The sequence below is a fragment of the Ensifer canadensis genome, assembly GCF_017488845.2.
In the GTDB taxonomy this organism is placed as follows: Bacteria; Pseudomonadota; Alphaproteobacteria; order Rhizobiales; family Rhizobiaceae; genus Ensifer; species Ensifer canadensis.
Map to the genome: position 1 here is coordinate 1856927 of NZ_CP083371.1, position 23048 is coordinate 1879974.

The 23048-nt window shown below is 61.9% G+C and carries 20 protein-coding genes; 16 read left to right on the forward strand and 4 right to left on the reverse strand.

Going from position 1 to position 23048, the window contains the following annotated elements:
* Positions 1-52 precede the first annotated feature (52 nt).
* The 5 genes from ytfR (at position 53) to J3R84_RS28240 (ending at position 5698) form a co-directional block, all read left to right on the forward strand.
* Positions 53-1573 (forward strand): galactofuranose ABC transporter, ATP-binding protein YtfR, encoded by a 1521-nt coding sequence (ytfR, locus tag J3R84_RS28220; RefSeq protein ID WP_113567245.1) that lies wholly within the window; start codon positions 53-55, stop codon positions 1571-1573.
* Entirely contained in the window at positions 1570-2595 is a 1026-nt protein-coding gene (locus tag J3R84_RS28225; RefSeq protein WP_025429932.1) for an ABC transporter permease, read from the forward strand. The genes ytfR and J3R84_RS28225 overlap by 4 nt, the downstream gene beginning before the upstream one ends.
* Entirely contained in the window at positions 2592-3560 is a 969-nt protein-coding gene (yjfF, locus tag J3R84_RS28230; protein WP_057206074.1) for a galactofuranose ABC transporter, permease protein YjfF, read from the forward strand. Before J3R84_RS28225 ends, yjfF begins: the two co-directional genes overlap by 4 nt.
* A 23-nt stretch (positions 3561-3583) precedes the next feature.
* A complete protein-coding gene (locus tag J3R84_RS28235; protein ID WP_082555537.1) occupies positions 3584-4327 on the forward strand; it encodes a FadR/GntR family transcriptional regulator in 744 nt (247 codons plus the stop codon).
* 114 nt (positions 4328-4441) lie between these two features.
* On the forward strand, positions 4442-5698 hold the full coding sequence (locus J3R84_RS28240) for a GGDEF domain-containing protein (RefSeq protein ID WP_156585504.1): 1257 nt from the start codon (positions 4442-4444) through the stop codon (positions 5696-5698).
* 61 nt (positions 5699-5759) lie between these two features.
* Here the strand turns inward: J3R84_RS28240 and J3R84_RS28245 are convergent, their stop codons facing one another.
* Positions 5760-6296: an invasion associated locus B family protein gene (locus J3R84_RS28245; RefSeq protein ID WP_057206068.1), complete on the reverse strand. Its 537-nt coding sequence runs from the start codon at positions 6294-6296 to the stop codon at positions 5760-5762.
* Positions 6296-9457: an autotransporter domain-containing protein gene (locus J3R84_RS28250; RefSeq protein WP_203529046.1), complete on the reverse strand. Its 3162-nt coding sequence runs from the start codon at positions 9455-9457 to the stop codon at positions 6296-6298. The genes J3R84_RS28245 and J3R84_RS28250 overlap by 1 nt, the downstream gene beginning before the upstream one ends.
* A 224-nt stretch (positions 9458-9681) precedes the next feature.
* On the opposite strand from J3R84_RS28250, the gene J3R84_RS28255 reads away from it, so the two are divergent.
* The 3 genes from J3R84_RS28255 (at position 9682) to J3R84_RS28265 (ending at position 12821) form a co-directional block, all read left to right on the forward strand.
* Positions 9682-10776, forward strand: a complete 1095-nt coding sequence (locus J3R84_RS28255) for a sensor histidine kinase (RefSeq protein WP_203529048.1) — start codon at positions 9682-9684, stop codon at positions 10774-10776.
* A gap of 162 nt (positions 10777-10938) precedes the next feature.
* Positions 10939-12033, forward strand: coding sequence for a sensor histidine kinase (locus J3R84_RS28260; RefSeq protein ID WP_057206062.1), 1095 nt, complete (start codon positions 10939-10941; stop codon positions 12031-12033).
* Positions 12030-12821, forward strand: a complete 792-nt coding sequence (locus tag J3R84_RS28265; RefSeq protein ID WP_207207670.1) for a LytR/AlgR family response regulator transcription factor — start codon at positions 12030-12032, stop codon at positions 12819-12821. Before J3R84_RS28260 ends, J3R84_RS28265 begins: the two co-directional genes overlap by 4 nt.
* Before the next feature lie 175 nt (positions 12822-12996).
* On the opposite strand, the gene J3R84_RS28270 is transcribed toward J3R84_RS28265, so the two are convergent.
* Complete coding sequence (locus tag J3R84_RS28270; RefSeq protein WP_203529050.1) at positions 12997-13794, reverse strand: NAD-dependent epimerase/dehydratase family protein; 798 nt, start codon at positions 13792-13794, stop codon at positions 12997-12999.
* Positions 13795-13985: 191 nt separating this feature from the next.
* Between J3R84_RS28270 and J3R84_RS28275 the strand changes: the two genes are divergently transcribed.
* From J3R84_RS28275 to J3R84_RS28310, 8 genes are all read left to right on the forward strand, one after another.
* A complete protein-coding gene (locus J3R84_RS28275; protein WP_113567238.1) occupies positions 13986-14738 on the forward strand; it encodes a FadR/GntR family transcriptional regulator in 753 nt (250 codons plus the stop codon).
* A 69-nt stretch (positions 14739-14807) separates the two neighbouring features.
* Complete coding sequence (gene kdgD / locus J3R84_RS28280) at positions 14808-15713, forward strand: 5-dehydro-4-deoxyglucarate dehydratase (RefSeq protein WP_057206051.1); 906 nt, start codon at positions 14808-14810, stop codon at positions 15711-15713.
* Between the two features lies 1 nt (position 15714).
* A complete protein-coding gene (locus J3R84_RS28285; protein WP_113567236.1) occupies positions 15715-16851 on the forward strand; it encodes a mandelate racemase/muconate lactonizing enzyme family protein in 1137 nt (378 codons plus the stop codon).
* A 1-nt stretch (position 16852) separates the two neighbouring features.
* The gene (locus J3R84_RS28290) at positions 16853-17734 is read left to right on the forward strand and encodes an amidohydrolase family protein (RefSeq protein WP_025429919.1); all 882 of its coding nucleotides are present in this window, start codon (positions 16853-16855) and stop codon (positions 17732-17734) included.
* 60 nt (positions 17735-17794) lie between these two features.
* Entirely contained in the window at positions 17795-18769 is a 975-nt protein-coding gene (locus J3R84_RS28295; RefSeq protein ID WP_057206047.1) for a TRAP transporter substrate-binding protein, read from the forward strand.
* Between the two features lie 171 nt (positions 18770-18940).
* Positions 18941-19462, forward strand: coding sequence for a TRAP transporter small permease (locus J3R84_RS28300; protein ID WP_025429917.1), 522 nt, complete (start codon positions 18941-18943; stop codon positions 19460-19462).
* Positions 19462-20742 carry a TRAP transporter large permease gene (locus J3R84_RS28305; RefSeq protein WP_025429916.1) on the forward strand — a complete coding sequence of 427 codons (1281 nt, stop codon included), beginning with the start codon at positions 19462-19464 and terminating at the stop codon, positions 20740-20742. The genes J3R84_RS28300 and J3R84_RS28305 overlap by 1 nt, the downstream gene beginning before the upstream one ends.
* 249 nt (positions 20743-20991) lie before the next feature.
* Positions 20992-21948 (forward strand): DUF817 domain-containing protein, encoded by a 957-nt coding sequence (locus tag J3R84_RS28310; protein ID WP_063963241.1) that lies wholly within the window; start codon positions 20992-20994, stop codon positions 21946-21948.
* Positions 21949-21985: 37 nt separating this feature from the next.
* Here the strand turns inward: J3R84_RS28310 and J3R84_RS28315 are convergent, their stop codons facing one another.
* Positions 21986-22879: a LysR family transcriptional regulator gene (locus J3R84_RS28315; protein WP_025429914.1), complete on the reverse strand. Its 894-nt coding sequence runs from the start codon at positions 22877-22879 to the stop codon at positions 21986-21988.
* Between the last annotated feature and the right edge of the window lie 169 nt (positions 22880-23048).

Genomic DNA, 23048 nt, shown 5'->3' on the forward strand with positions numbered 1-23048 from the left:
AGTAATGCGGCGTGCTCGACCGAGTGCGCCGCGTTCCAGTCAGGGAGGGATCATGCAGACCATCGGCGACAACCTGCTTTCGGCGACCCGGATCGACAAGGTCTTTCCCGGTGCGAGAGCCCTGGACAAGGTTGACTTTCATTTGCGCAGAGGCGAGGTCCATGCGCTTCTCGGCGAGAACGGCGCCGGCAAGTCGACGCTGGTCAAATGCCTCACCGGCGCGTACCGGCGCGACGGGGGCATGATCCTGCTCGACGGCGTCGAGATCGATCCGCGCGATACGTTCAATGCGCAGAAGCTCGGCATCGGCACCGTCTATCAGGAGGTCAACCTGCTGCCGAACCTGACGGTAGCGGAAAACCTTTTCCTCGGCCGACAGCCGCGCCGGTTGGGTTTCGTCGATGTCCGCGCCATGAACCGTCAGGCGCGCGCACTGCTTGAAAACTACGAGCTCGACCTCGACGTCACCCGCGCGCTCGACAGCTATTCCGTCGCCATACAGCAGGTCGTCGCGATCGCCCGCGCCGTCGATCTCTCCGGCAAGGTGCTGATCCTCGACGAGCCGACGGCAAGTCTCGACGCCCACGAAGTCGAGATGCTGTTTCGCATCATCCAGCGACTGAAGGCGCGTGGCCTCGGCATTGTCTTCATCACCCATTTCCTCGAACAGGTGTACGAAATCTCCGACCGCATCACTGTGCTTCGCAACGGCCAGCTGGTTGGCACCCGAGACACGGCGTCACTCGAGCGGCGCGACCTGATTTCGATGATGATCGGCCGCGAGCTTGCAGCGGAAATCCGCTCTGCGCGCGAAGGAGCGGATCTCACCGGATCGGTGCGCTATCGCTTCCGCAATTTTGGCCGCAAGGGCCACGTCTCCCCCTTCGACCTCGATGTGAGGGCGGGCGAAGTTGTCGGCATTGCCGGGCTTCTCGGCTCCGGCCGCACGGAGACGGCCGAGATCCTCTTTGGTGCCCATCGCGCCGACAGCGGCACGGCTGAAGTCGACGGCAAGACCGTCCAGCTATCGTCGCCGCGCCAGGCGATCGCGCGACGGTTCGGCTTCTGCCCCGAGGACCGCAAGACCGCGGGCATCGTCGGAGATCTCTCGGTGCGCGAAAACATCGTGCTCGCCCTTCAGGCGCGACGCGGCTGGACCCGTCCGATCTCCCGTACCGAGCAGAACCGCCTGGCGGACCACTATATCAGGGCGCTCGACATCCGCACGGCCGATCGCGAAAAGCCGATCCGACTGCTTTCCGGCGGCAACCAGCAGAAAGCCATTCTTGCCCGTTGGCTAGCAACGGAACCCGAATTCCTGATCCTCGACGAGCCGACGCGCGGCATCGACGTTGGCGCGCATGCCGAGATCGTCCGGCTCATCGAGGGTCTGCGCGAGAAAGGCATGTCGCTGATGGTCATATCGTCGGAGATCGAGGAACTCGTTGCCTACAGCACGCGCATCGTGGTGCTGCGCGACCGCCAGCACGTCGCCTCGCTCGAAGGCGATCGGATCACGGCGGACCAGATCATCGAGGCCATCGCATCGGCGAATGAACGGGGAGCGGCATGACAGCAATACTTAGGGGCTATGCGATCAGGCTCCTACCGCAGCTGATAGCGCTGGCGGTCATTCTCCTGATGGTATCCTTCGTGTTCCCGGGCTTCTTCCGCCTCGAAATCCAGAACGGCCGCCTCTATGGCAGTCTCATCGACATCCTCAACCGCGGCGCCCCTGTGGTTCTGCTCGCGATCGGCATGACCGTCGTTATCGCCACCAAGGGCATCGATCTTTCTGTCGGCGCCGTGATGGCGATCTGCGGGGCAGTCGCCGCCTCGTCGATCACGTCGGGCCACTCGCTGGCGATGACGCTTCTGATCACCCTTGGCACCGGCATTCTCTGCGGTCTCTGGAACGGTATCCTCGTCGCCATTCTCGATATCCAGCCCATCATCGCAACGCTGGTTCTGATGGTCGCCGGGCGCGGCATCGCTCAGCTCGTCACCGAAGGCGCGATCCTCACCTTCAACGATGAGGGGCTGATTTTTCTTGGCAGCGGCTCATTCGCTTGGCTGCCCCTGCCCGTGATCATCTGGCTGATCTTCGGCATCCTGGTAGCGCTGATCGTGCGAAAGACGGCGCTTGGCATGCTGATCGAGGCGATCGGCGTCAACCGCCAGGCAAGCACGCTATCCGGTGTGCTGACGCCGGTGCTGCTGATCGCTGCCTATATGCTATCAGGCCTTTGTGCCGCGATTGCCGGCATTATCGCCGCCGCCGACATCAAGGGCGCCGACGCCAACAATGCCGGGCTCTGGCTCGAACTCGACGCCATTCTTGCGGTCGTCATCGGCGGCACCTCGCTTCTCGGCGGCCGCTTCAGCATCGCCGCCTCCGTGCTCGGCGCCATCATCATCCAGTCGATCAACACCGGCATCCTGCTTTCCGGCTTTCCGCCGGAATTCAACCTGATCATCAAGGCGGCGATCATCGTCTTCATTCTCGTGCTGCAGTCGCCACCGGTTCGAAACGCCTTCACCTTTGTCGCGCTTCTGCGCGCCAGCAGAAAACCGACGGAGCGGCAAGCGCGATGAAACCCAAATACCTGCCGCTGACCGCAACCATCGTCATCTTCGTCTTGAGCTATGCGCTTTGCGTGGCGCAGTATCCCAACATCCTGTCGACGCGGGTCATCGGCAACCTGCTGACCGACAACGCCTTCCTCGGCATCGCCGCCGTCGGCATGACCTTCGTGATCCTGTCCGGCGGCATCGACCTTTCGATCGGCTCGGTGATCGCCTTCACCGGTGTGTTCCTGGCCGTCGTGCTGGAGAATAGCGGCGCCCATCCGCTCGCCGTCTTCGCCATGGTGCTGTTGATCACGACGTTCTTCGGAGCGGTAATGGGCGCCATCATCCACTATCTGGAGATGCCGGCCTTCATCGTCACGCTCGCCGGCATGTTTCTGGCCCGCGGCATGGCCTTCGTGCTGTCGATCGATTCCATCGCCATCAAGCATCCGTTCTACGGCACGTTGAAGGGTTTTTATTACAAGCTTCCCGGCGGCGGCAGGATCACGCTCATCGGTGGGCTGATGCTGCTCGTCTTTGCCATCGGCATCCTCATTGCCCACCGCACCCGCTTCGGCACCGACGTCTATGCCCTCGGCGGCGGCACCGCCACCGCCAAGCTGATGGGCGTACCGGTCGGACGCACCACCATCATGATCTACGCATTGTCAGGTTTGCTCGCGGGCCTTTCCGGCATCGTGTTCTCGCTTTACACCTCGGCCGGCTACTCGCTTGCGGCCGTCGGCGTCGAACTCGATGCGATCACTGCGGTGGTGATCGGCGGCACGCTTTTGACCGGCGGCTCCGGCTTTGTTGCCGGGACCTTCATCGGTATCCTCATCCAGGGCTTGATCCAGACCTACATCACCTTCGACGGCTCGCTTTCCAGCTGGTGGACGAAGATCCTGATCGGTCTGTTGCTGTTCGTCTTCATCCTCATGCAGAAGGGCATCGTATACGTGTCCCGCAACGAACAGCGGCACGTCTAGGAAGGGCATGGGTGCACCTCATGCTGCCAGGAACCTTCGCAAAGCAACCTGTGAAACGCTCAAGCCACGGCCATGTCGTGGACGAGCTCGGGCGCGCGGTGGTCGGCGGAGAGTTCTTAGCCGGCGATATTCTGCCTGGTGACGTCGAGCTGGCGGCACGCTTCAAGGTGTCGCGCACCGTGCTGCGCGAGGCAATGAAGACGCTCGCGGCCAAAGGTCTGGTGTTCCCGCGCGCGCGCATCGGGACGCGGGTCATGCCGCGGGCGCATTGGAACCTGTTCGACAGCGACGTGCTTTCCTGGCATTTCAGCGTTGGCGTCGACGAGGAGTTTTTGAATCACCTGAGCGAAATCAGGCTGGCGCTCGAACCCTTTGCGGCAGCGCTTGCGGCTGAGCGCGCCACCGACGCCGACATCGCCCAGATGATGCGGCTCGCCGTTGCCATGGGCAATGAAGACCACAGCGCCGAAACGCTGGCGCATGCCGACCTCGAATTCCACCTGCATCTCCTCGAAGCGTCCCTCAACCCGTTCATGCGCACGGTGGGCAGCCTGATCGAGGCGGCACTGATCGGCGTCTTCAAACTCACCAATCCTTCCGCCGACCGCAGCGAAATCGACCGCGTCGCCGTGACCCATATCCGCATCGTCGAGGAAATCCGCCGCGGTGATGCCAAAGGCGCCCGACATGCAATGGAAGACGTGATCCGGGCCGGCCAACAGCGGCTGATGTCGGACCTGACGATGCGACAAACCAGGCCGTCATAGCGCGCAGGAAATACCGAGTTCGGCGTCCCCGACCCCTGCTAATCGCCGCCCCCATCATTTGCGAAACCTTTAAGATTCTGGCGCATAACGTCCCGCAGAATCCAGGAGTTGACGGTGGAAGCGCTACATACCCCGACGATCATGATCAGCTCCTTCGCGACGTTGGTGGTCTTTGCAGTCTTCTTCGCGCTCGCGTCACGCCAGGAGCGCAACAGCCTGGAACTGAGGCTGTGGTCCTGCGCATTTCTGGTCGCCGCACTTGGATTTACCCTGCTTGCCTTCCGAGGTCCGGGTTATTCCTTCGTCCCGGTGACGCTGGGCAACGCCCTGACGGTTCTGGGCTTGGCGCTCATCTGGCTCGGCCTGCGCGCCTTCGACAATCAACCGCTGAAGATCGCGTCCGCATTGGCCGGGCCGGTGTTGTGGTTGCTGGTCACCGGTTTTTCCGATTATGTCCAGAACAATGTCACCAGCAGGATCGTGCTGTTTTCCGCGCTGATCTTCGTCTATTCGGCGATGATCGCGGTCGAGATTTTCCGCTCCGACAATTTCCGCAGGCTTCCAAGCTCTTACATCGTCGCATTTCTCTTCGCCACGCATGGCCTGTTCTATCTCGTGCGCATCCCGCTGATCTTCGTCTGGCCGCTTTTCGGCAACACGGCGTCGGGCGCCGAACAGCCGATATGGTATCAGCTGCTGACCTTCGAACTCTTCATCCACAGTCTTGCGGGCGGGTTCTCGTTCTTCGCGCTGATCAAAGAAAGAACGCAGTACAGATACAAGCTGGCGTCGGAAACCGACGCCCTCACCGGTGTGCAGAACCGGCGCGCTTTCATGGCGAGCGTCGACGCCTATCTGGCGACAAGACCCGATGATGGAGCGTTGATGTACATGGACATCGACCACTTCAAGGCGATCAACGATCGCCATGGACACGCTGTCGGCGACAAGGTGCTCATCGAGTGCGCGGCGGTCATCTCGCAAGCCGTTGGCGGCAAGGGCTTCCTCTCGCGCATGGGCGGCGAAGAGTTTGCGGCCTGCTTCCCCGGGGTCGACCGATCGCAGGCCGCAGCCATCGCCGAGGACATCCGCAGTGCCTTCGAGCAGGCGCGGGTCAGGGCCGGAAACACGACGCTTTCGGCGACCGTCAGCGTCGGTGTTGCCTTTGTCGCAAGGCAACAGGGGGCAAGCGAGCTTCTGTCTTCCGCCGATCGAGCGCTCTATGCGGCAAAGGCGGCAGGGCGAAACGCGGTCTGGATCGCCGGCAAGGACAGCGCTCCCCAGTTCGCATCGGGGCTGGCGGCCCAACCGAACGAGAGAGCGCCTTCCCCGGGGAGGACCGAGAGAGGTCCGATGGCTAACTGCGCCTGAGCCGTCGCTATCGTCGTACCGGCAACTGAGGCGCAAGCAGCCGCCGGCAACACGCCTCGCCTCAAGCCTTCTGCATCAAGGCAATGGTGCGGTCGAGCGCGGTTGCAAACCCCTTGAGCGAGATCGAGAAACTGACCTCCTTCTCGGTGTCGCTGGCAAAGGCGACGAGCTTCAGCACCTTGCCGCCACGCAGCAGCTTGATCGTCTCCTCATTGAACGTCAGCGCGACGATGCATCCGACCGGCATGCAGGTTCGAAACCGCGAGGGTTTGCTACCCGTGGCATCATCGACCCCAAGAGAGACGCCCTTGTCCAGGTAGAGACCGAAAGGCAGCGCGAGCTGTCCCTGGAGGCCAGCGCCGTCGACCGGTTCAAGTTCCAGCGTCAGCACGCGCTGTCCGCTCTGGTGAACCTGGCGCTGCGAAAGAACACACCTGCGATTGCCGTCTGTCACCGCGCAGGCGACGCTCCAGTCGTCGTAGGTCTCGGCGAGCGAAGAGGGGGCCGTCGCGTCCTTCGGCGCCTCCTGCGCATAGAGCGGGTTGGTGGCGACGATCGTCGCCATCAACGTTGCGGTGATCCAGCGTAAAAGCCGCATCAGAAGCGCACATCAAGCTTGGCATCGACGGCATTCTGCGTCGTGCCTGAGCCGAACTGGCCGGTGTAGGTGATGCCGAGGCTCGCAGTGTCGGTCAGCGCGAAATCAATGCCGGCCTCGATGATCGCCGCATCCTCGGCGATCGGCGTACCGGCAACCGCGAAGGCACTGCCCGTGCCGAAAGCCATCGTCGAGAAAGGCGTCGTATCGCCAAAGGCGTGCTGCCAACCAAGCATGCCGCGCACCTTGGCATTGGTGGCCCCCAGACTGAGAGGGGCCGACGCACGAAGACCGAGCGTCGTGAAGGTCGTATCGGTCGTGTTGCTCCTGCTCGACAGAGCCGCCGCAGCACCACTCTCAGTGAAACCGTCGGTGTGAAGGCTGACATAGGCGAGGTTCGCGAAGGGCTCGAGCGCTACGCTCGGCAGGTCGATACGGTATCCGACTTCGCCGAACGCCTGGAATGTGCCGGCATCATAGTCGGCCTTCAACGCGTCCCGGAAACCTGGGAAGACGACCGCTCTCTCCGTCTCGATCGAATGCCAGGTATAGGCAAGGCCGGACCGCAACGCGACATCGCCCCAACGGCCGCCACCGTAGACGCCGAGATGGTAGTTGTCGCTGTCGCCGCTCGAAGCACGGCTGTCGACGTCGAAATTCGTCCGGCTGTAGCCGGCCATGATGCCAACCAACGCATTGTCCGAGACCGCCGCATCGAAGCCGGTGATGAAGCCACCCGTCGACTGATCGAGTTGGCCGGTATTGCCGTTGCCATCGGTGTTGGTCCAGGAGCCGAAAACCTGTCCCCAGCCGACCATTGGCGGCGGCGGGACGGCGACCGCGTCGATCGCGGCGACTGCACCGGTCGTGATCTTGTCCTCCGGCCCGTAGGCCAGAACCGGGACATTCGCAGCAGCAACGTCGCCGAAAGCGTCGCGAATGCGGTCGTTCGCCGCGTTGCGCAGCAAGCTGCTGTCATTGATCAGCGCTGTCTGTGCCGAAGCATGAACCTCGCCGGACAGGCGGTCGAAGGCACCACGCGCATTGGCGGCGTCGAGCCTCAGGAGAATGTTGTAGAGCGCAAGCGATGGCCCGCTCTGCGCAAGCGTGTTGAGGGCGAGCGCCGTGTTCCTCTGATTGCCGCTGATGGCCACGCGTTCGAACTTGGCCGACGTGCCCGGCGTGCCCGGGTTCGGGTTTCCAGGGTTGGGATTGCCAGGGTTCGGGTTGCCGGGATTGGGATTGCCCGGGTTCGGGTTGCCGGGATTTGGATTACCGGGGTTCGGGTTGCCAGGATTGGGATTACCAGGATTAGGTGTACCCGTATCCTTGATCGCGATCTTGAGATCGACCTGCTTGTCCTTCTGCTCCAGCGTGACATCGAGAAAGGCGGACTTCGAAATCGCCTGGGCAAACTGACCGTCGACACCGTTTTCCGCGGTCAGAATGGTATAGGTGTGGCCGTTCTGGTAGCTGGTATTGGCATCGAGCGCGGTCACCTCGACATTGACGCCATTGCCGATCGTCGCGACGCCATCGCCCCGCACGCCGTTCTGCAGGCCCTTGACGGCGATCCTGTCGGAGCGACCGTCGCCGGCGATGTCGGCCTCGTAGATCGAGCCGTCGCTCATTTCCAGTTGCCCCATGATCGTCAGCGTGCCGGTCGAATTGTTTCCCGGTGCAATGACCGCTCTCTTGTCGACCGCGGTGGTGCCAATAGTGCCGGATCCGCCAAGGCGGCCGAAAGCCGTCGAGGCCGGATTGCCAATGCGGTTCAGCGTTTCCCCCCAGACGACGACGGAATTGGTGTAGGTCTTTCCGTCAAGAAAAGTTGTCTGCACTCTTCCCGCTTCGCCATCGACGATCAGGGTTCCATCCTTCACGTCGAACCGGGTCGTGCTGTAGTCCAAGGGGCCCGTGTCCGCGTCGTTATCGATTGTGTCGAGGTTGCTCTTGAGAACCAGCTTACCGCCGGAGACGTTCACCTTGCCGTGGAACTTCGTCAGGTCGCCGCTCACGACCGTTTCGCCCGAGAAATTGTTGATCGACCCTTGGCCACCGATCGTGTTGGCAAATTCATAGCCAGTGTTCGTGTGGTTGAAATTGACGTGCCCCTTCCTTGGGCCGAAATCGATCTTCGAGGAGGGATCGACCGTGCCGGCCGCCTGCGCCTGCCGAGCGATCGGACCGCCGACACGATCCATATCGACCTTGCCGCCGATCGAAAGACTGCCCATGCCTTCCCGGATCGCACCACCGACGCCAGAAAGGACGATACCACCGCCCGCTGACAGCTTTGCGCCGTTGGCGACCGAAAGGCTGACGTCTCCGGCCTCGCCAATCGTCAGCTTGTCATTGACCTTGAACTCGCTGCCAGCGCCGTCGACAGACACTTGAATGGTGTCGACGCTCTCATCCTCCCGGAGGGTCGCGGTGTTGGTCGAGACCACGGCGCCCTTCTCGATCGTGAAGCTGTCGCCGATCGTAAAGTCGCCGGCGTTGATCCAGCGCGAATTCTCGCCGCTCACCAGAACCGTGCCGTTCTCGAAAATGGCCTTGTTGGAGTTGATGACGCCACCGTCCTCGATCCTGACCGCGCCAGTGTTGAGCGTCAGCGCGCCGAAGGCCACCCCCAGAAAATCGGTGCTGAGCATGGATCCGGCACCGCGCACCACGAGCGTTCCGTCGCCTTCCTGCAAGGCGCCGATGTAGGTCTCCTTCGCCGAGACTTTGCCGCCATCCTCGACGATCAGCGTGCCCTTTCCGCCGTAGATGCCGCCCTCGAAACCCCCGATGAAAAGCACGCGGTAGCCGCGCGGATCTGGATCGACGATATCCCAGGTCGAGCCGGGACCGGAGACGACGACCGTTCCGACCGAGCCCTTGCCGTCAGCGATGTAGCCGCCCTTGCTTTCGACGGAGGCGCCGTCCTTGATCGTCAGAGTAGCGCCACTGGGACCGCCGCGGATCACGAGATTGCCGTTGATCGTATGGTCGGTGGTCCAGGTCGTGTCGTTTGGAACGAGCAATCCGGTCGCCTTCGCCGGCGACGGGACGAACGGCACGGCCGCCAGCATGATCGAGACAAGACCGGCGCGTCCAAGCGCAGTCGAGCTCAGAAGGTTGATCCTCAAAACGTCCGCCTTCACACAGGTATTCAATGTCTGCCCCTTTTCATTTGCATTCGTCAGCGCACAACCCCCAGGCGAATACGAGCCAGGGGGCGGCGGGTCATCGGGCGCTATAGCAAGCCAGGGAAAGGGGAGAATTCTGCTTTCTGCAAACGGCAAATTGCAGCGCCCAAAGGTTGGGGCTTTCTGCGAACGGCTCGATTTCGCCGACGAACGGCAATCGACAACCATCTCCGCTTGAGGGATAAACCCACATGGCACCAGGAAATGACACGGCTTCGCCGGAAGAGACTCAGTATACCGCAGGTGTTCGCCGTGCGACGCTTTCCTACGGCTTCCTCTATCAATTCATGCAGGGCGTCATCAGCAGCGTACTATGGGCAGTCCTCGGATATGACCCAATAGAAGTTGCGCCGATCACCTTGATCCTGGTGTTGAACGGCACGCTGATGTCCTATGCGATGGCAGCCACGCTCTTCAGGTGCAGGGAGCGTTCCATTCTCTTCAAGCTCCTGGTCGGCTCCGCCTTGTCGCTCGTCGCGGCAGTGATCAACGCCGGCGTCGACCTCGCTTGCCACTTTCTTATCGCGCATGGCGATCCGGCCGACGTCAACTGGACCAACGTCGCCTATACCGTCATCTATTGCGTGGCGCTGTTCCACGGATGGGCCTTCTTCTACATTGCGCTTCTCTCCAATTTTGAGTTGCGCGAACGCGAACGGCGCCTGGCCTTGACGCGAGAAGAAGCGTTAACGGCGCAGATGCGGGCGCTGCGCTACCAGGTCAACCCGCACTTCCTGTTCAACACCTTGAATTCGATCGCCGGGCTGATCGAGGAAGGTGCTTCGACGGCGGCGGGCCGCATGGTGCTTTCGCTCTCCTCCTTCCTGCGCACGACGCTCGAACTCGACCCAATGCAAGACGTCTGTCTCGCCGACGAACTGGCGCTGCAGATCGGCTATCTCAACATCGAGGGCGAGCGCTTCTCGGACCGCATGCGACTGAAGCTCGACATTGCACCCGGCCTGGAGCAGGCGCTCGTGCCGAGCCTCATTCTCCAGCCGCTGATCGAGAATGCGGTGAAACACGGCGTCGGCAGTTCGGCCGGCGCGGTCGAAATCCTGATCAGCGCGGCACGTCACGGTGAAACCCTCGAGCTTTCCGTCGAAAACGACCTGACGATCGAACCGCAATGCGCGACCAAAAAGCCTCCGGGAACGGGTACAGGCCTCAAGAATGTCGCCGACCGCATCAGGGCCCGATTTCCGGAGATGGGGGCCTTCATTTCCGGTCTTGTCGCACCGCACCGCTTTCGGGCGGCGATCACCATGCCCTTGAGGCTGGCATGACGCTAAGGCCTCCGCGGAGCGGCAGGCCGGCAAAAGCAACGGGGTTTGCATTCCGCAAGCGGCAAATAGCAGCGCCCGAAAGGTCAGGACTTTCTGCAAACGGCTTGATTTCGCCGACGAACGGCAATCGACATTGGCGGCCGGTTGAACGATAAAAATGGCATGAAACCCAAGGACGAAACAAAATCGCCGGACGAAAGCGCCTATATCGGCAGCGTTCGGCGCACGACGCTCTGGCTCGGTTTTCTCTATTGGTTCGTGGAATTTCTCATCAGCAGTATCCTGTGGGGCATACTCGGAACCGATCCGATCGTGTCTGCCCCCGGCAAATTGCTGCTGATGTCCTGTGGCATGGTTCTTTCCTACGGTATCGCGGCGGCGATGTTTCGGGTCAGGCACCGGCATATAGCCACCAAGATCGTCGTTGGATTCTCCACCTCTCTCATTGCCGCCTTTGCCAATACCGGCATCGACTTCCTGCTCTATGTTTTATTCGTGCGTCCCGACCCGATCACGGTCGACTGGACGAATACCGGTTACACGCTCGTCTACAGCATGGCGACGTTCGTGGGGTGGTCGTTCTTCTTCGTCGCGCTGCTCTACAGCTTCGAGCTGCGTGAGCGCGAACGGCGCCTGGCGATCTCGCGGGAGGAAGCACTGGCCGCGCAAATGCGTGCGCTCCGATACCAGGTCAATCCGCACTTTCTGTTCAATACGCTGAACTCCATCACCGGCCTGATCGAGGAAGGGCAGACCATTGCAGCGACCCGCATGGTGATGTCGCTTTCGAACTTTCTGCGCACGACGTTGGAGCTCGACCCGCTGCACGACGTGCGGCTTGCGGATGAACTCGCCCTGCAAACCGGATATCTGCATATCGAAGGCGAGCGTTACTCCGACCGGATGAAGCTGCGGATGGACATCGCCAATGGCCTGGAAGAGGCTCTGGTGCCAAGTCTGATCCTGCAGCCCTTGATCGAGAACGCCGTGAAACACGGCGTCGGCCGCTCTCCTGATCAGGTTGAGATCGTCATCAGCGCGGCCAAGGTCGGCCATGCGCTCGAGATCGCCGTCGAAAACGATATCGCGCCGGAGACCGGGGGCGGGCGACGCCAGTCTTCCGGCACCGGGATCGGTCTCAAGAATGTCGCCGATCGGGTGCAGGCGCGCTTTCCAGGCGTCGGCGCCTGTGTATCCGGCCTTGTAACGCCCAAGCGTTTCAGAGCAGCAATCACAATGCCCCTGAGGCTCGCATGAACGAAATCCAGATAGAGCCCCTGTCGATCCTCGTCATCGATGACGAGCCCCTGGCGCGTCGCCGGCTTATACGCCTGCTCGGGGCCATGCCCGGGATCAAGATCGTCGGGACGGCCGGCAATGTGCAGCAGGCCTGCGTTCTCGTCGCCGAACTTTTGCCGGACGTGATCCTGCTCGACATCCAGATGCCCGGCGGCACCGGCTTCGACATTTTGGAACGGTTGGGCAACAACGCACCTGCCGTCGTTTTCGTGACCGCCTTCGATCACTATGCCCTTCGCGCCTTCGAGGCCGCCGCGGTCGACTATGTCACCAAACCGATCGAGCCCAATCGTCTACGAACTGCGATTGATCGGGCCCGCATGGCGATTGCGGCACTAACAAGCGCCGAACGCGTGCTGGAACTCAACGAAACCGTGCGGGCGCTCCGGCAGGCGCTTCGCAAGCAGGAGGCGCAGGTCGCCGATATCTGGGTGAAGGCAAGAGGCGAGTTCATTCGCATCGCGCTCGATCGCGTGGTGCGGTTCCAGGCGGAGCGCGACTACGTCCGCATCCACACCGAGAACAAATCCTACCTGCACCACGAGAGCCTGGCTTCACTCGCAGGCCGGCTGGACCCGGCTGAGTTTCTCCGGCTCCACCGAAGCTCGATCGTTCGGCGCCATTGCATCGTCGGCTTGCGGCAGGCGCCCTTCGCCGCCTTGATCGCGCTTCTGTCGGACGGAAGCGAAATCCGCGTCGGGCGAACCTACGTAAAGCAGGTGCGTCCCCTCTCCACAGAGCGCTAGATCACTTCACTGTTTCATCGAAACAGTGAAATGATCTAGCTCGTTGAAATAGCGCAATTCCGGACGGAAAACCGTTTCACACTTTTCGTGGAATTGCTCTAGGACGCCGGCCGGCCGCAGCATCCAACGGCGCACTGTCGCCGATGGCAAAGGTCAGGCTACCATCCCCAACCTGCTAGTCTTCGGTAAAAATCGGGTCCTGCGTGAACATCCCGCCCTGATAGACGGCAAGCGGCGACGAGGTCTCCGGCCGGCCGGGAGAGAGTTCGAGTTCGGCGCGGAAGTGCTCGGCATTGTCGCGAGGTCGCCAGCCGAGATAGGCGGCGTGCGAATTGTCCCACCAGCGGCTGTCATTGTCCGAGATGCCCCAGAGGATGGGGCATCCGAGCATCGGCGCGCGGAACACGCAAGCGATCAGCGCGGCAAAATCGTCATAGGACATCCAGGTCGACAGCATGCGGTGGTTGGTCGGCTTTTCCATGCAGCTGCCGATCCGAACAAGCGCCGTCTCCTGGCCGAATTTCTCAAAATACATCCGGGCCAACGCCTCGCCGAAACATTTCGACACGCCATAGAGGCCATCGGGGCGCATCGGCGCATCCGCCTCCACGTGCTCGTCCTGCCGGTAGAAGCCGACAGTATGGTTGGAACTGGCAAAAAGAATGCGCGGCTGACCGTGCGCCCGTGCGGCCTCGTAGAGATTGTAGAGACCCAGCAGGTTTGCATTGAGGATCTTGGAGAACTTGTCCTCGACCGAGATGCCACCCAAGTGAAGAATGGCGTCGCAGCTCTCGACCAGCCGATGCACGGCGGCTGCGTCGCCGAGATCGCAGGGCATGATCTCCTCATGCGGTGCCGCCGTGCCTAGATCGGCAATATCCGAAAGACGCACGACCTCCGCCAGGTGAGCCAAGCGCCCCCGCATGGCGCGACCCAATGCTCCCGCCGCACCTGTCATCAACAGTCGCTTCAAGTCCAGTCCTCCGTAACCGGCGCGCCTTGTCGCCGGGATCGATGCATTGCATTTCTGCGCAACTCATCATACAGGTTGATGCGAGGGCGTCAATAAATCGGACATGTGATGCCACAAGCCCGATTGATGTGGCACACAGGCTGGACAAAACGTACCGACAGGCGGACAAACGACCACGAGAAGGAGACGAGATGAGCGTTCAAACGAAGCTGGAGCCGGGCACCGGAACAGGCACGTTGACGTCGAGGCTCGGCGACACGTTGCGGCGGGCGATCGCTGCGGGTCAGTTTCCGCCGGGCAGCAAGTTGCCGAGCGAGGCGCAGCTCTCCGAGGCTCACGGCGTCAGCCGCACGGTCGTGCGCGAGGCGATCGCCGCACTTCGGGCAGACCGGCTGGTCGAGGCGCGTCAGGGCGCGGGTGTCTTCGTTCTCGAGCCCCCACCCGCCGCCGGACCCATACCGCTTTCCCTGCATCATATCGACCCGGCGCGCGTATCCTCCATGATCGAACTGCTGGAGTTGCGAACCGCCGTCGAGGTAGAAGCCGCAGGACTTGCCGCGCTTCGACGGTCGCCGGCGCAGGAAGAGGTGATCATCGAAAGACACGATGCGGTCCGCGCCTGCCTCAACGCCGGCGTCTCCAGCGTCGAAGCCGACTTCGCCCTGCATCTCGCCATAGCCGAGGCCACCAACAATCCGCGCTTCCGTGAGTTCCTGGCGATGATCGGCAGAAACGTCATCCCGCGCGGTGCACTGCGCAACGACGACAGCGAACAGGATCAGTCCGCCTATATCGCCATGCTCGACAACGAACACAATGACATCGTCGTCGCCATATCCAACGGCGACGAAGAGGGTGCGCGCGAGGCGATGCGACGCCATCTGCGGGGCAGCCAGGCCCGCTACCGGACACTGCTGCGCGAACAACGCGCACCTGTACGATAACTTATTGACACAATATCGCCGTACATGTACGACAACTCTGCCGGAGGAGGCAGGCAGAGGAAATCGAGCATGACGCCGCAAGAGATCAAGGCCGCGCTTGGCGCCGGACTGTTGTCATTCCCCGTGACGCATTTTGATGCCGAGCGAAAGTTCCATCCCGAGAGCTACCGTCGCCATGTCGAATGGCTGTCCGGCTTCGATGCTCCGGTGCTGTTTGCCGCCGGCGGGACCGGCGAGTTCTTTTCGCTTTCGCCTAAGGAAATACCCGGCATCGTCGCCGCCGCGAAGGAAGCTGCCGGCAAAACCGCCATTGTTTCGGGATGCGGCTTCGGCACCGAGATCGGTGTCGAACTGGCGCGCGCCGTCGAAAAATCCGGCGCGGACGGCATCCTGCTTCTGCCGCATTACCTGATCGACGCGCCGCAGGAAGGGCTCTTCGTCCATGTGAAGCAGATCTGCCAATCGGTCGGCATCGGCGTCATGGTCTATAACCGCGACAACTCGGTGCTGGCGGTCGATACGCTGACGCGCCTGTGCGACGAATGCCCCAACCTCATCGGCTTCAAGGATGGGACGGGCGATATCGGCCTCATCCGCCAGATCACCGCAACCATGGGCGATCGGCTGACCTATCTCGGCGGCATGCCAACGGCCGAACTCTTCGCCGAAGCCTATCTCGGAGCGGGTTTCACCACCTACTCGTCCGCCGTCTTCAATTTCGTGCCGGGGCTCGCCGTCGAGTTCTACAAGGCGTTGCGCGCTGGCAATCGGGCACGCTGCGAAGAGATCCTGCGTGATTTCTTCTACCCCTTCATGGCCATCCGCAACCGCCGCAAGGGCTATGCCGTCGCCGCGATCAAGGCCGGCGTCCGGCTGCAGGGTTTTGATGCGGGCCGCGTGCGGCCGCCGCTCGACGACCTGACGGCGCAGGAAGAAGACATGCTCGCAACGCTTATTGCGCCCTGGAAACGCTAGGATGAAAATCACAGCCGTCCGCACGCATCTGCTGGAACACCGCCTTGCGGTGCCGTTCGAGAGCGCGTCGATGCGCTTCGACCGGCGGGCCCATGTGCTGGTGGAGATCGTCTGCGACGACGGCACCACCGGCTGGGGCGAATGCCTTGGCCCAGCAAGACCCAACGCCGCCGTGGTCGCCGCCTATACCCCTTGGCTTACGGGCGCCGATCCACTTGAAACCGAAAAGATCTGGGCGCGGCTCTACAACGCGCTGCGCGACCAGGGCCAGCGCGGCCTGGCGCTGACCGCGCTGTCAGGCATCGACATCGCGCTTTGGGACATCAAGGGCAAACATTTCGGCGTGCCGGTTTCCACGCTTCTCGGAGGCCGCTTCCGCGAAACGGTCAAGGCCTATGCAACGGGAAGCTTCAAGCGCGACGGCATCGACCGGGTCGAGGACAACGCCGCCGAAGTCGCCCGCTATCGCGCTGAGGGCTTTCATGCCAGCAAGATCAAGATCGGGTTTGGCGTGCGCGAGGATCTTGCTGTCGTCCGTGCCGTGCGCGAAGCGGTCGGCACAGACATGCGGCTGATGGTCGATGCCAATCATGGCTACGACGTGCTTGAGGCGCTCGCGTTTGGCCGCAAGGCTGCCGATTTGGACATCGACTGGTTCGAGGAGCCGGTGGTGCCGGAACAGCTCGGCGCCTATCGTGAAGTGCGTGCCGGCCAACCGATACCGGTCGCCGGCGGAGAAACCTGGCATAGCCGCTGGGGGATGCGCGAGCCGGTCGAAACCCGCGCCGTCGACATTCTCCAGCCCGATCTTGCCGGCGTTGGTGGGTTCACCGAGGCGCGACGCGTCGCCGATATGGCAGCGCTCCATGGCGTCCGCATCGTCCCGCATGTCTGGGGGACGGCGGTTCATATCGCTGCCGCCCTCCAGTTCATGGCGGCGATGGTGCCCAACCCGGTGCGCGTCAATCCGATCGAGCCGATCCTCGAATTCGATCGCACCGAAAATCCGTTCCGGCAGGCGGTGATCAAAACGCCGATCGAGCATGACCAGGGGGTTGTCAAAATCCCCGGTGGTCCGGGACTTGGCATCGAAATCGACCGCGATGCGCTTGCCGAGTTTCGGATGAGGGATGATTGAGATGCTGGTCAGAACGCTCTCCGGTCGCCCGCCAAAAATCGCGCTGCCAAGAGGCACAGTCGATACCCAGTTGCATATGTATCTGCCCGGCTTTCCTGCCCTTGCTGGCGGGCCCGCACTTCCCGCCGGTGCCCTGCCCGATGCGGGCCAATACAGAAAGCTCATGCGGTGGCTCGGCATAGACAGGGTCATCATCACGCAGGGCAATGCCCATCAGCGCGACAATACAAATCTGATTGCCTGCCTGAAAGCCATGGGACCCTTGGCCCGCGGCGTCGCCGCCTTCGGCGCGGAGACCTCGGAGCGCGAGCTCGACGCGCTATCTACGGCAGGGGTCATCGGCGCAAGGATCATGGATCTGCCCGGCGGCGCCGTCGGCCTTGACGAACTCGAAGCTGTGGATGACCGGGCGGCAGCCCGCGGCTGGATGGTCGCCATCCAGTTCGACGGCAGCAACATCCTTCAGCACGAACCAAGACTGCAGAAACTGAAATCCCGTTGGGTTTTCGACCATCACGGCAAGTTCTTCTCCGGCGCGGCACCGGATGGACCCGAAGTCGCCGCGGTCAAGCGGCTGATCGATGGCGGCAACTGCTGGTTCAAGTTTGCCGGTGTCTACGAATCCTCAAAGACCGGCGGTCCCGATTTTGCCGACGTCGCCGCACTGTCGCGCGCGGTTGTCGCGCATGCGCCCGAACGCGTGGTCTGGGGCAGCAACTGGCCACACAACCTTGCAAAGACCAACGCCGACTATCCCGACGATGCCGAACTGACCGACACAGTTCTGGGCTGGCTGCCGGACGCCGGCGCCCGTCATCGCGTGCTCGTCGAAAATCCTGAACGGCTCTTTGGCTTGAAGCCATTCACGGACAGAGGTGCCTGAAGCCACCCGCATTCGTCCGAAGCGAGGAGGCTTCGGCGCTACAAGAAGGAGGAGGACAAAATGAACATCGCAAAAACGCTTTGCCTGGCCCTGGGCGTTGCCCTCAGCGCCGGCACCCTGCAGGCGCAGGAAATCACGCTGCGCTCGGCCGACATCCACCCGGACGGTTATCCGACCGTCGAGGCTGTGAAATACATGGGCGAACTGGTCGCCAAGCGCACCAATGGCCGCATCAAGATCGACGTCACCAACAATGCAGCGCTTGGTAGCGAAAAGGACACGATCGAGCAGACGCGCTTCGGCGTCATCGACATGAACCGCGTCAATGCAGCACCCTTCAACAACCTGGTGCCGCAGACCGTCGTGCTCGGGCTTCCCTTCCTGTTCCGCTCGACCGAGCACATGCACAAGACCGTCGACGGGCCGATCGGCGACGAAGTGCTTGCCGCCTTCGAACCGCACGGCCTGATCGGACTTGCCTTCTACGATTCCGGCGCGCGCTCGTTCTATTCCACCAAGAAGCCGATCGAGAAGCTGGCCGATCTCAAGGGCATGAAGGTTCGCGTCCAGCAGTCGGACCTGTGGATTGCAATGATGGAAGCGTTCGGCGCGAACGCCACGCCGATGCCCTTCGGCGAGGTCTATTCGTCGCTTGAGACCGGTGTCGTCGATGCGGCGGAAAACAACTGGCCGTCCTACGAATCCTCCAGGCATTTCGAGGTTGCCAAGAACTACACTCTGACCGAACATTCCCTCAATCCGGAAATCCTGGTGATCTCGAAGATGAGCTGGGACAAGCTTTCGCCCGACGACCAGAAGGTCCTGAAGGAATCGGCGAAGGAATCGGTGGTGAAGATGCGTGAGCTCTGGACGGCGCGGGAAAAGGCGTCGGAGGAAAAGGTTCGTGCAGCCGGCGCCAACGTCATCACCGTCGACAAGGCCGAATTCTCCGCGGCGATGAAGCCGGTCTACGATCGCTTCGTCACCGACCCACAGATGAAGGACCTGCTCGAGCGGATCCGCGCCATCAACTAGAGCAAGCTGCGTAAAAGTGTGCAGCGGTTTTGCGATGCCGAGATGCGAAAAATCAAGAGCTTAGCGAATCCTGGAGATCGCGACGCGCTTTAGCGGCATCCGATACGCCTGAGTGTCCGGCCCGATCGGTTGGACACTCCACTCGCCGGCAGCCAACGGAGGATAAAGGCAATGTGGCGTTTCTTGCAGGCTGTCAGGCCTGTGCTAGCCCGGCTCAGCCGGCTCTCGCTTTACATCTCAGGCCTCGGCCTCGTCACCATGACGGCAATCGTCGGCTGGCAGGTCTTCGCCCGCTATGTCCTCAACGACACGCCCAGCTGGTCGGAACCCCTGTCGCTGCATCTGATGTCCTGGTTCATCCTGCTCGGCGCGGCCGTCGGCGTGCGCGAGAGCGTGCATCTCGGGCTCGATTTCGTGCGCCATTCGGCATCGCCTGCGACGCAGCGCCTGATGGATATCGTCAGCCTTTCGCTGATCGTGCTCTTTGGCCTGGCCATGAGCTTCTATTCGACCCTGCTTGCCGCCGGCACCTGGGCGGCGACCATCCCCGTGCTCGGCTGGCCGGGCGGCGTCGATTTCTTCCCGATGATCGCAGGCGGCCTGCTGATCGCACTGTTTGCGGCGGAGCGTCTTGCCGACGTTGTGCTGGGCGAAGCGCCCGTCGCCGATGTCGTCATTCAGGAGGCAGCATAGTGGCCTACAGCATTCTCTTCGGCACCTTCACGCTCCTGATGATGATCGGCATGCCGATCGCCTTTTGCCTTGGCATCGCGTCGCTTGCCACCGTCATCTACATGGGGCTGCCGCCGATCGTCGTCTTCCAGCAGATGAACTCCGGCATGAACGTCTTTGCGATGATGGCGATCCCGTTCTTCATCTTCGCCGGCGACCTGATGGTGCGCGGCGGCATCGCCGACCGCCTGATCCGCTTTGCCGCCGGCATCGTCGGGCATCTGCGCGGCGGTCTAGGCCAGGTCAATATCGTCGCCTCGACGCTGTTCGGAGGCATTTCCGGCTCCGCCGTCGCCGACGCATCCGCCGTCGGCGGGTTGATGATCCCGCAGATGGCGGCGCGCGGCTATGACCGCAGCTACGCCGTCAACGTCACGGTCAATGCGGCGATAATCGCATTGATGATCCCGCCCTCCCACAACATGATCCTCTATTCCATCGCAGCGGGCGGCAACGTCTCGGTCGCCGATCTCTTTACCGCCGGTATCCTGCCCGGTCTGCTTCTGGCTGCAGCCCTGATGGTCACAGCCTATGTGGTGGCGCGGAAGAAAGGATATCCGTCGGAACCCTTCCCTGGCCTGCGCCGCCTCGGCTTCTACTTTCTGGCTTCGCTTCCAGGGCTGCTCCTGATCGGCATCATCTTCGGCGGCGTGCGCTCCGGCATCTTCACGGCAACGGAAAGCTCTTGCATCGCCGTGTTCTATGCGTTGCTCGTTGCGATCCTCGTCTACCGCGAACTCGATTGGAGCGGCTTCGTCGAGGCGGTGCTGCAGGCGGTGCGCACCACCGCGATGGTGCTGCTGGTGATCGGCACCGCCGCCTCCTTCGGCTGGCTGATGGCGTTCCTGCAGGTCCAGCAGGGAATGGTCGCGGCGATCAGCGCGATCTCCGACAACCCTGTTATCGTGCTTTTGCTCATCAACATCATTCTGCTGCTGCTTGGCACGTTCATGGACATGGCGCCGCTGGTGATCATCAGCACACCGGTGCTTCTTCCTGTCGTCAAGGCGTTCGGGATAGACCCGGTGCATTTCGGCGTGGTGATGATCCTCAACGCCGGCATCGGCCTCAACACGCCGCCGGTCGGCACCGTGCTCTTTGTTGGCTGCGCCGTCGGCGGCATTTCGATCCGCGAGGCGATGCGCACCATCTGGCCGTTCTTCGGCGCAAGCATCGCCGTGTTGATGCTCGTCACCTACATCCCCGGCCTGTCCCTCTGGCTGCCAAGCCTGTTCCGATAGCGCAGGCGCTCTCAAGCCACGGCGATCAATGCGTCGGCGCCTAGAGCAATTCCAGGAAAAGTGTGAAACGGTTTTCCGTCCGGAATTGCGTTATTTCAACGAGTTAGATCATTTCACTGTTTCGGTGAAACAGTGAAATGATCTAGACAAGCGTGTGGATCAGCCGGAACCGTCCAGCTCCGACTGATCCACAATTCGACCGCATTGCCTCGGCATCGCTCCATCGGCACTGGCAAGGAGGCGAATCGCGTGGCTCGGCTGTCGGACGAAAAACGGTTCACCTCGCGCGAAGCGCGCATCGATGCGGCCGCCCACCGGTTGCTCGACCGGCTTCCTGACCGCGGCTTGCTTGGCGGCCTGACGGAGCTGCTGGTCTTCGGCATCAAGCAGGCTTTCGCATGCCTCTTCGGCGGCGCCATGCTGACGCTCATGATTGCAACCAAGCTGTTCTGGCCGGACGCAATCGGCTTTGCCCGCTATGATTTCCTTTTCCTCGCCGCACTCGGCATTCAGCTTCTGATGCTGGCCTTTAAGCTCGAGACCATTGCCGAAGCCAAGGTTATCCTGATCTTCCATATCGTCGGTACGCTCATGGAGATTTTCAAGACGTCCGTCGGTTCCTGGATCTATCCGGAGCCCAGTTTCTTTCGCATCGGCGGCGTGCCGCTCTTTTCAGGATTCATGTATGCCGCCGTCGGTTCCTACCTGGCGCGCGTGACCCGCATTCTCGACCTGCATTACACCCATTATCCGCCCCGCTCTGCGACGGTGCTGCTGGCGCTCGCCATCTATGCCAATTTCTTCACGCACCACTTCGTCATCGACCTGCGTTATCTGCTGTTTGCAATCATCGCGATCCTGTTCTGGCGCACGAATGTGCACTACCGTGTCTTCCGGTTCCGCCACCGCATGCCGCTGCTCATCGGTTTTCTGCTCATCGCTCTGTTCATCTGGTTTGCCGAAAATATCGGAACCTGGTCGCGCGCCTGGATCTATCCCTCGCAGCACGCCGGCTGGACACCGGTATCGCTGCAAAAGCTAGGCGCCTGGTATCTGCTGATGATCCTGTCCTTCGTTCTGGTCACGCTCGTCCACCGGCCGCGACCGCTACAAGCGATGCATCAGCCTCGGCCGGCCCGTGACCCGCAAGCGGTGACCGCTGAAGGGGGCGTCGTCATCCGCGAGGCGCCGCAGATCAGCTCGTGATATCAGCGTAAGATCCGCAAGGAAGGTGCGGCCGTCGTCATTTCAGCACTGCTCTCAGCCGGAGCGCGGCGAAATCGACGAATGCCCTGAGTTTCATCGGCACGAGACCCTGCGGCAGATAGACCAGTTGAACCGGCAGCGCCGGATGTTCGAAGGGTTCCAGCAACGGCACAAGCAAACGATCGGCGACGGCGCGTGCCGCCTGATAGGACAGAACACGCGTCAGGCCGAGGCCGGCAACCGCCGCGTCGACGGCAGCCTCCGCGGTGTTGACCACGAGGCGTGAGTGGATCGGCGTGGCCATCTCGCCCCTCTCATCGGCAAAGCTCCAGCTGCGGTTCGACATCAAACCTTCGAACGTGATGCAATCATGGTCGGCAAGTTCGTGCGGATGGCCAGGCTGGCCATGTCTGGCGACATAGCTCGGGCTCCCATAGACGACACGCCGTATCGTGCCGAGCTTAGTGGCGATCAGGTTGCTGTCCGGCAGGTTGCCGATCCTGAGCGCAACATCGATGTGATCGTCGATGAGGTTGACGAGCCGGTCGCCAAGCGACAAGCGCATGTTGACCTCAGGGTTGGCTTTCAGAAAATCGACGACGACCGGCAACACGTGCAGCCGTCCGAAAACGATCGGCGCCGTCATCGTCAGATCGCCCTTGACCGTCGAGTATTCGCCGGCCGCTACCCGCTCCGCCTCGTCGACCCGAGCAAGAATTTCCCGCGCCGCTTCGACATAGGATCGCCCTGCCTCGGTCAGCTGGATCCTGCGGTTCGTCCTGGTCAGCAATTGCGCACCGAGGTGGGCTTCAAGCTCCGAAACCTTGCGACTGACCGTCGCCAGCGGCATGCGCAGCTGCCGCGACGCGGCAGACAGGCTCCCGCCCTCGATAACACCGAGAAGCACGGTCATTGCATCCAGTCGATCCATCTGCCTTCCAATAATCGAGAGACCATCTATCACGAAGGCACTCTACAGCCAAAATCTGGAAGGGCATAGATTGCTGAAGAAGGCAGTTCATTCCGAACTGCCCGGAAGCGCCGAACGAGCTGCAATGATCCGGCTTTCGCAATCGCCAGACGCTGCCGAGTGACCGCAT

What these genes read in the sequence shown, in the direction of transcription:
- J3R84_RS28265 (WP_207207670.1), top strand. Translation starts at nt 12,030, where the DNA reads ATGAACGAAATCCAGATAGAGCCCCTGTCGATCCTCGTCATCGATGAC.
- J3R84_RS28225 (WP_025429932.1), top strand. Translation starts at nt 1,570, where the DNA reads ATGACAGCAATACTTAGGGGCTATGCGATCAGGCTCCTACCGCAGCTG.
- kdgD (WP_057206051.1), top strand. Translation starts at nt 14,808, where the DNA reads ATGACGCCGCAAGAGATCAAGGCCGCGCTTGGCGCCGGACTGTTGTCA.
- J3R84_RS28295 (WP_057206047.1), top strand. Translation starts at nt 17,795, where the DNA reads ATGAACATCGCAAAAACGCTTTGCCTGGCCCTGGGCGTTGCCCTCAGC.
- yjfF (WP_057206074.1), top strand. Translation starts at nt 2,592, where the DNA reads ATGAAACCCAAATACCTGCCGCTGACCGCAACCATCGTCATCTTCGTC.
- J3R84_RS28255 (WP_203529048.1), top strand. Translation starts at nt 9,682, where the DNA reads ATGGCACCAGGAAATGACACGGCTTCGCCGGAAGAGACTCAGTATACC.
- ytfR (WP_113567245.1), top strand. Translation starts at nt 53, where the DNA reads ATGCAGACCATCGGCGACAACCTGCTTTCGGCGACCCGGATCGACAAG.
- J3R84_RS28260 (WP_057206062.1), top strand. Translation starts at nt 10,939, where the DNA reads ATGAAACCCAAGGACGAAACAAAATCGCCGGACGAAAGCGCCTATATC.
- J3R84_RS28275 (WP_113567238.1), top strand. Translation starts at nt 13,986, where the DNA reads ATGAGCGTTCAAACGAAGCTGGAGCCGGGCACCGGAACAGGCACGTTG.
- J3R84_RS28285 (WP_113567236.1), top strand. Translation starts at nt 15,715, where the DNA reads ATGAAAATCACAGCCGTCCGCACGCATCTGCTGGAACACCGCCTTGCG.
- J3R84_RS28245 (WP_057206068.1), bottom strand. Translation starts at nt 6,296, where the DNA reads ATGCGGCTTTTACGCTGGATCACCGCAACGTTGATGGCGACGATCGTC.
- J3R84_RS28315 (WP_025429914.1), bottom strand. Translation starts at nt 22,879, where the DNA reads ATGGATCGACTGGATGCAATGACCGTGCTTCTCGGTGTTATCGAGGGC.
- J3R84_RS28290 (WP_025429919.1), top strand. Translation starts at nt 16,853, where the DNA reads ATGCTGGTCAGAACGCTCTCCGGTCGCCCGCCAAAAATCGCGCTGCCA.
- J3R84_RS28300 (WP_025429917.1), top strand. Translation starts at nt 18,941, where the DNA reads ATGTGGCGTTTCTTGCAGGCTGTCAGGCCTGTGCTAGCCCGGCTCAGC.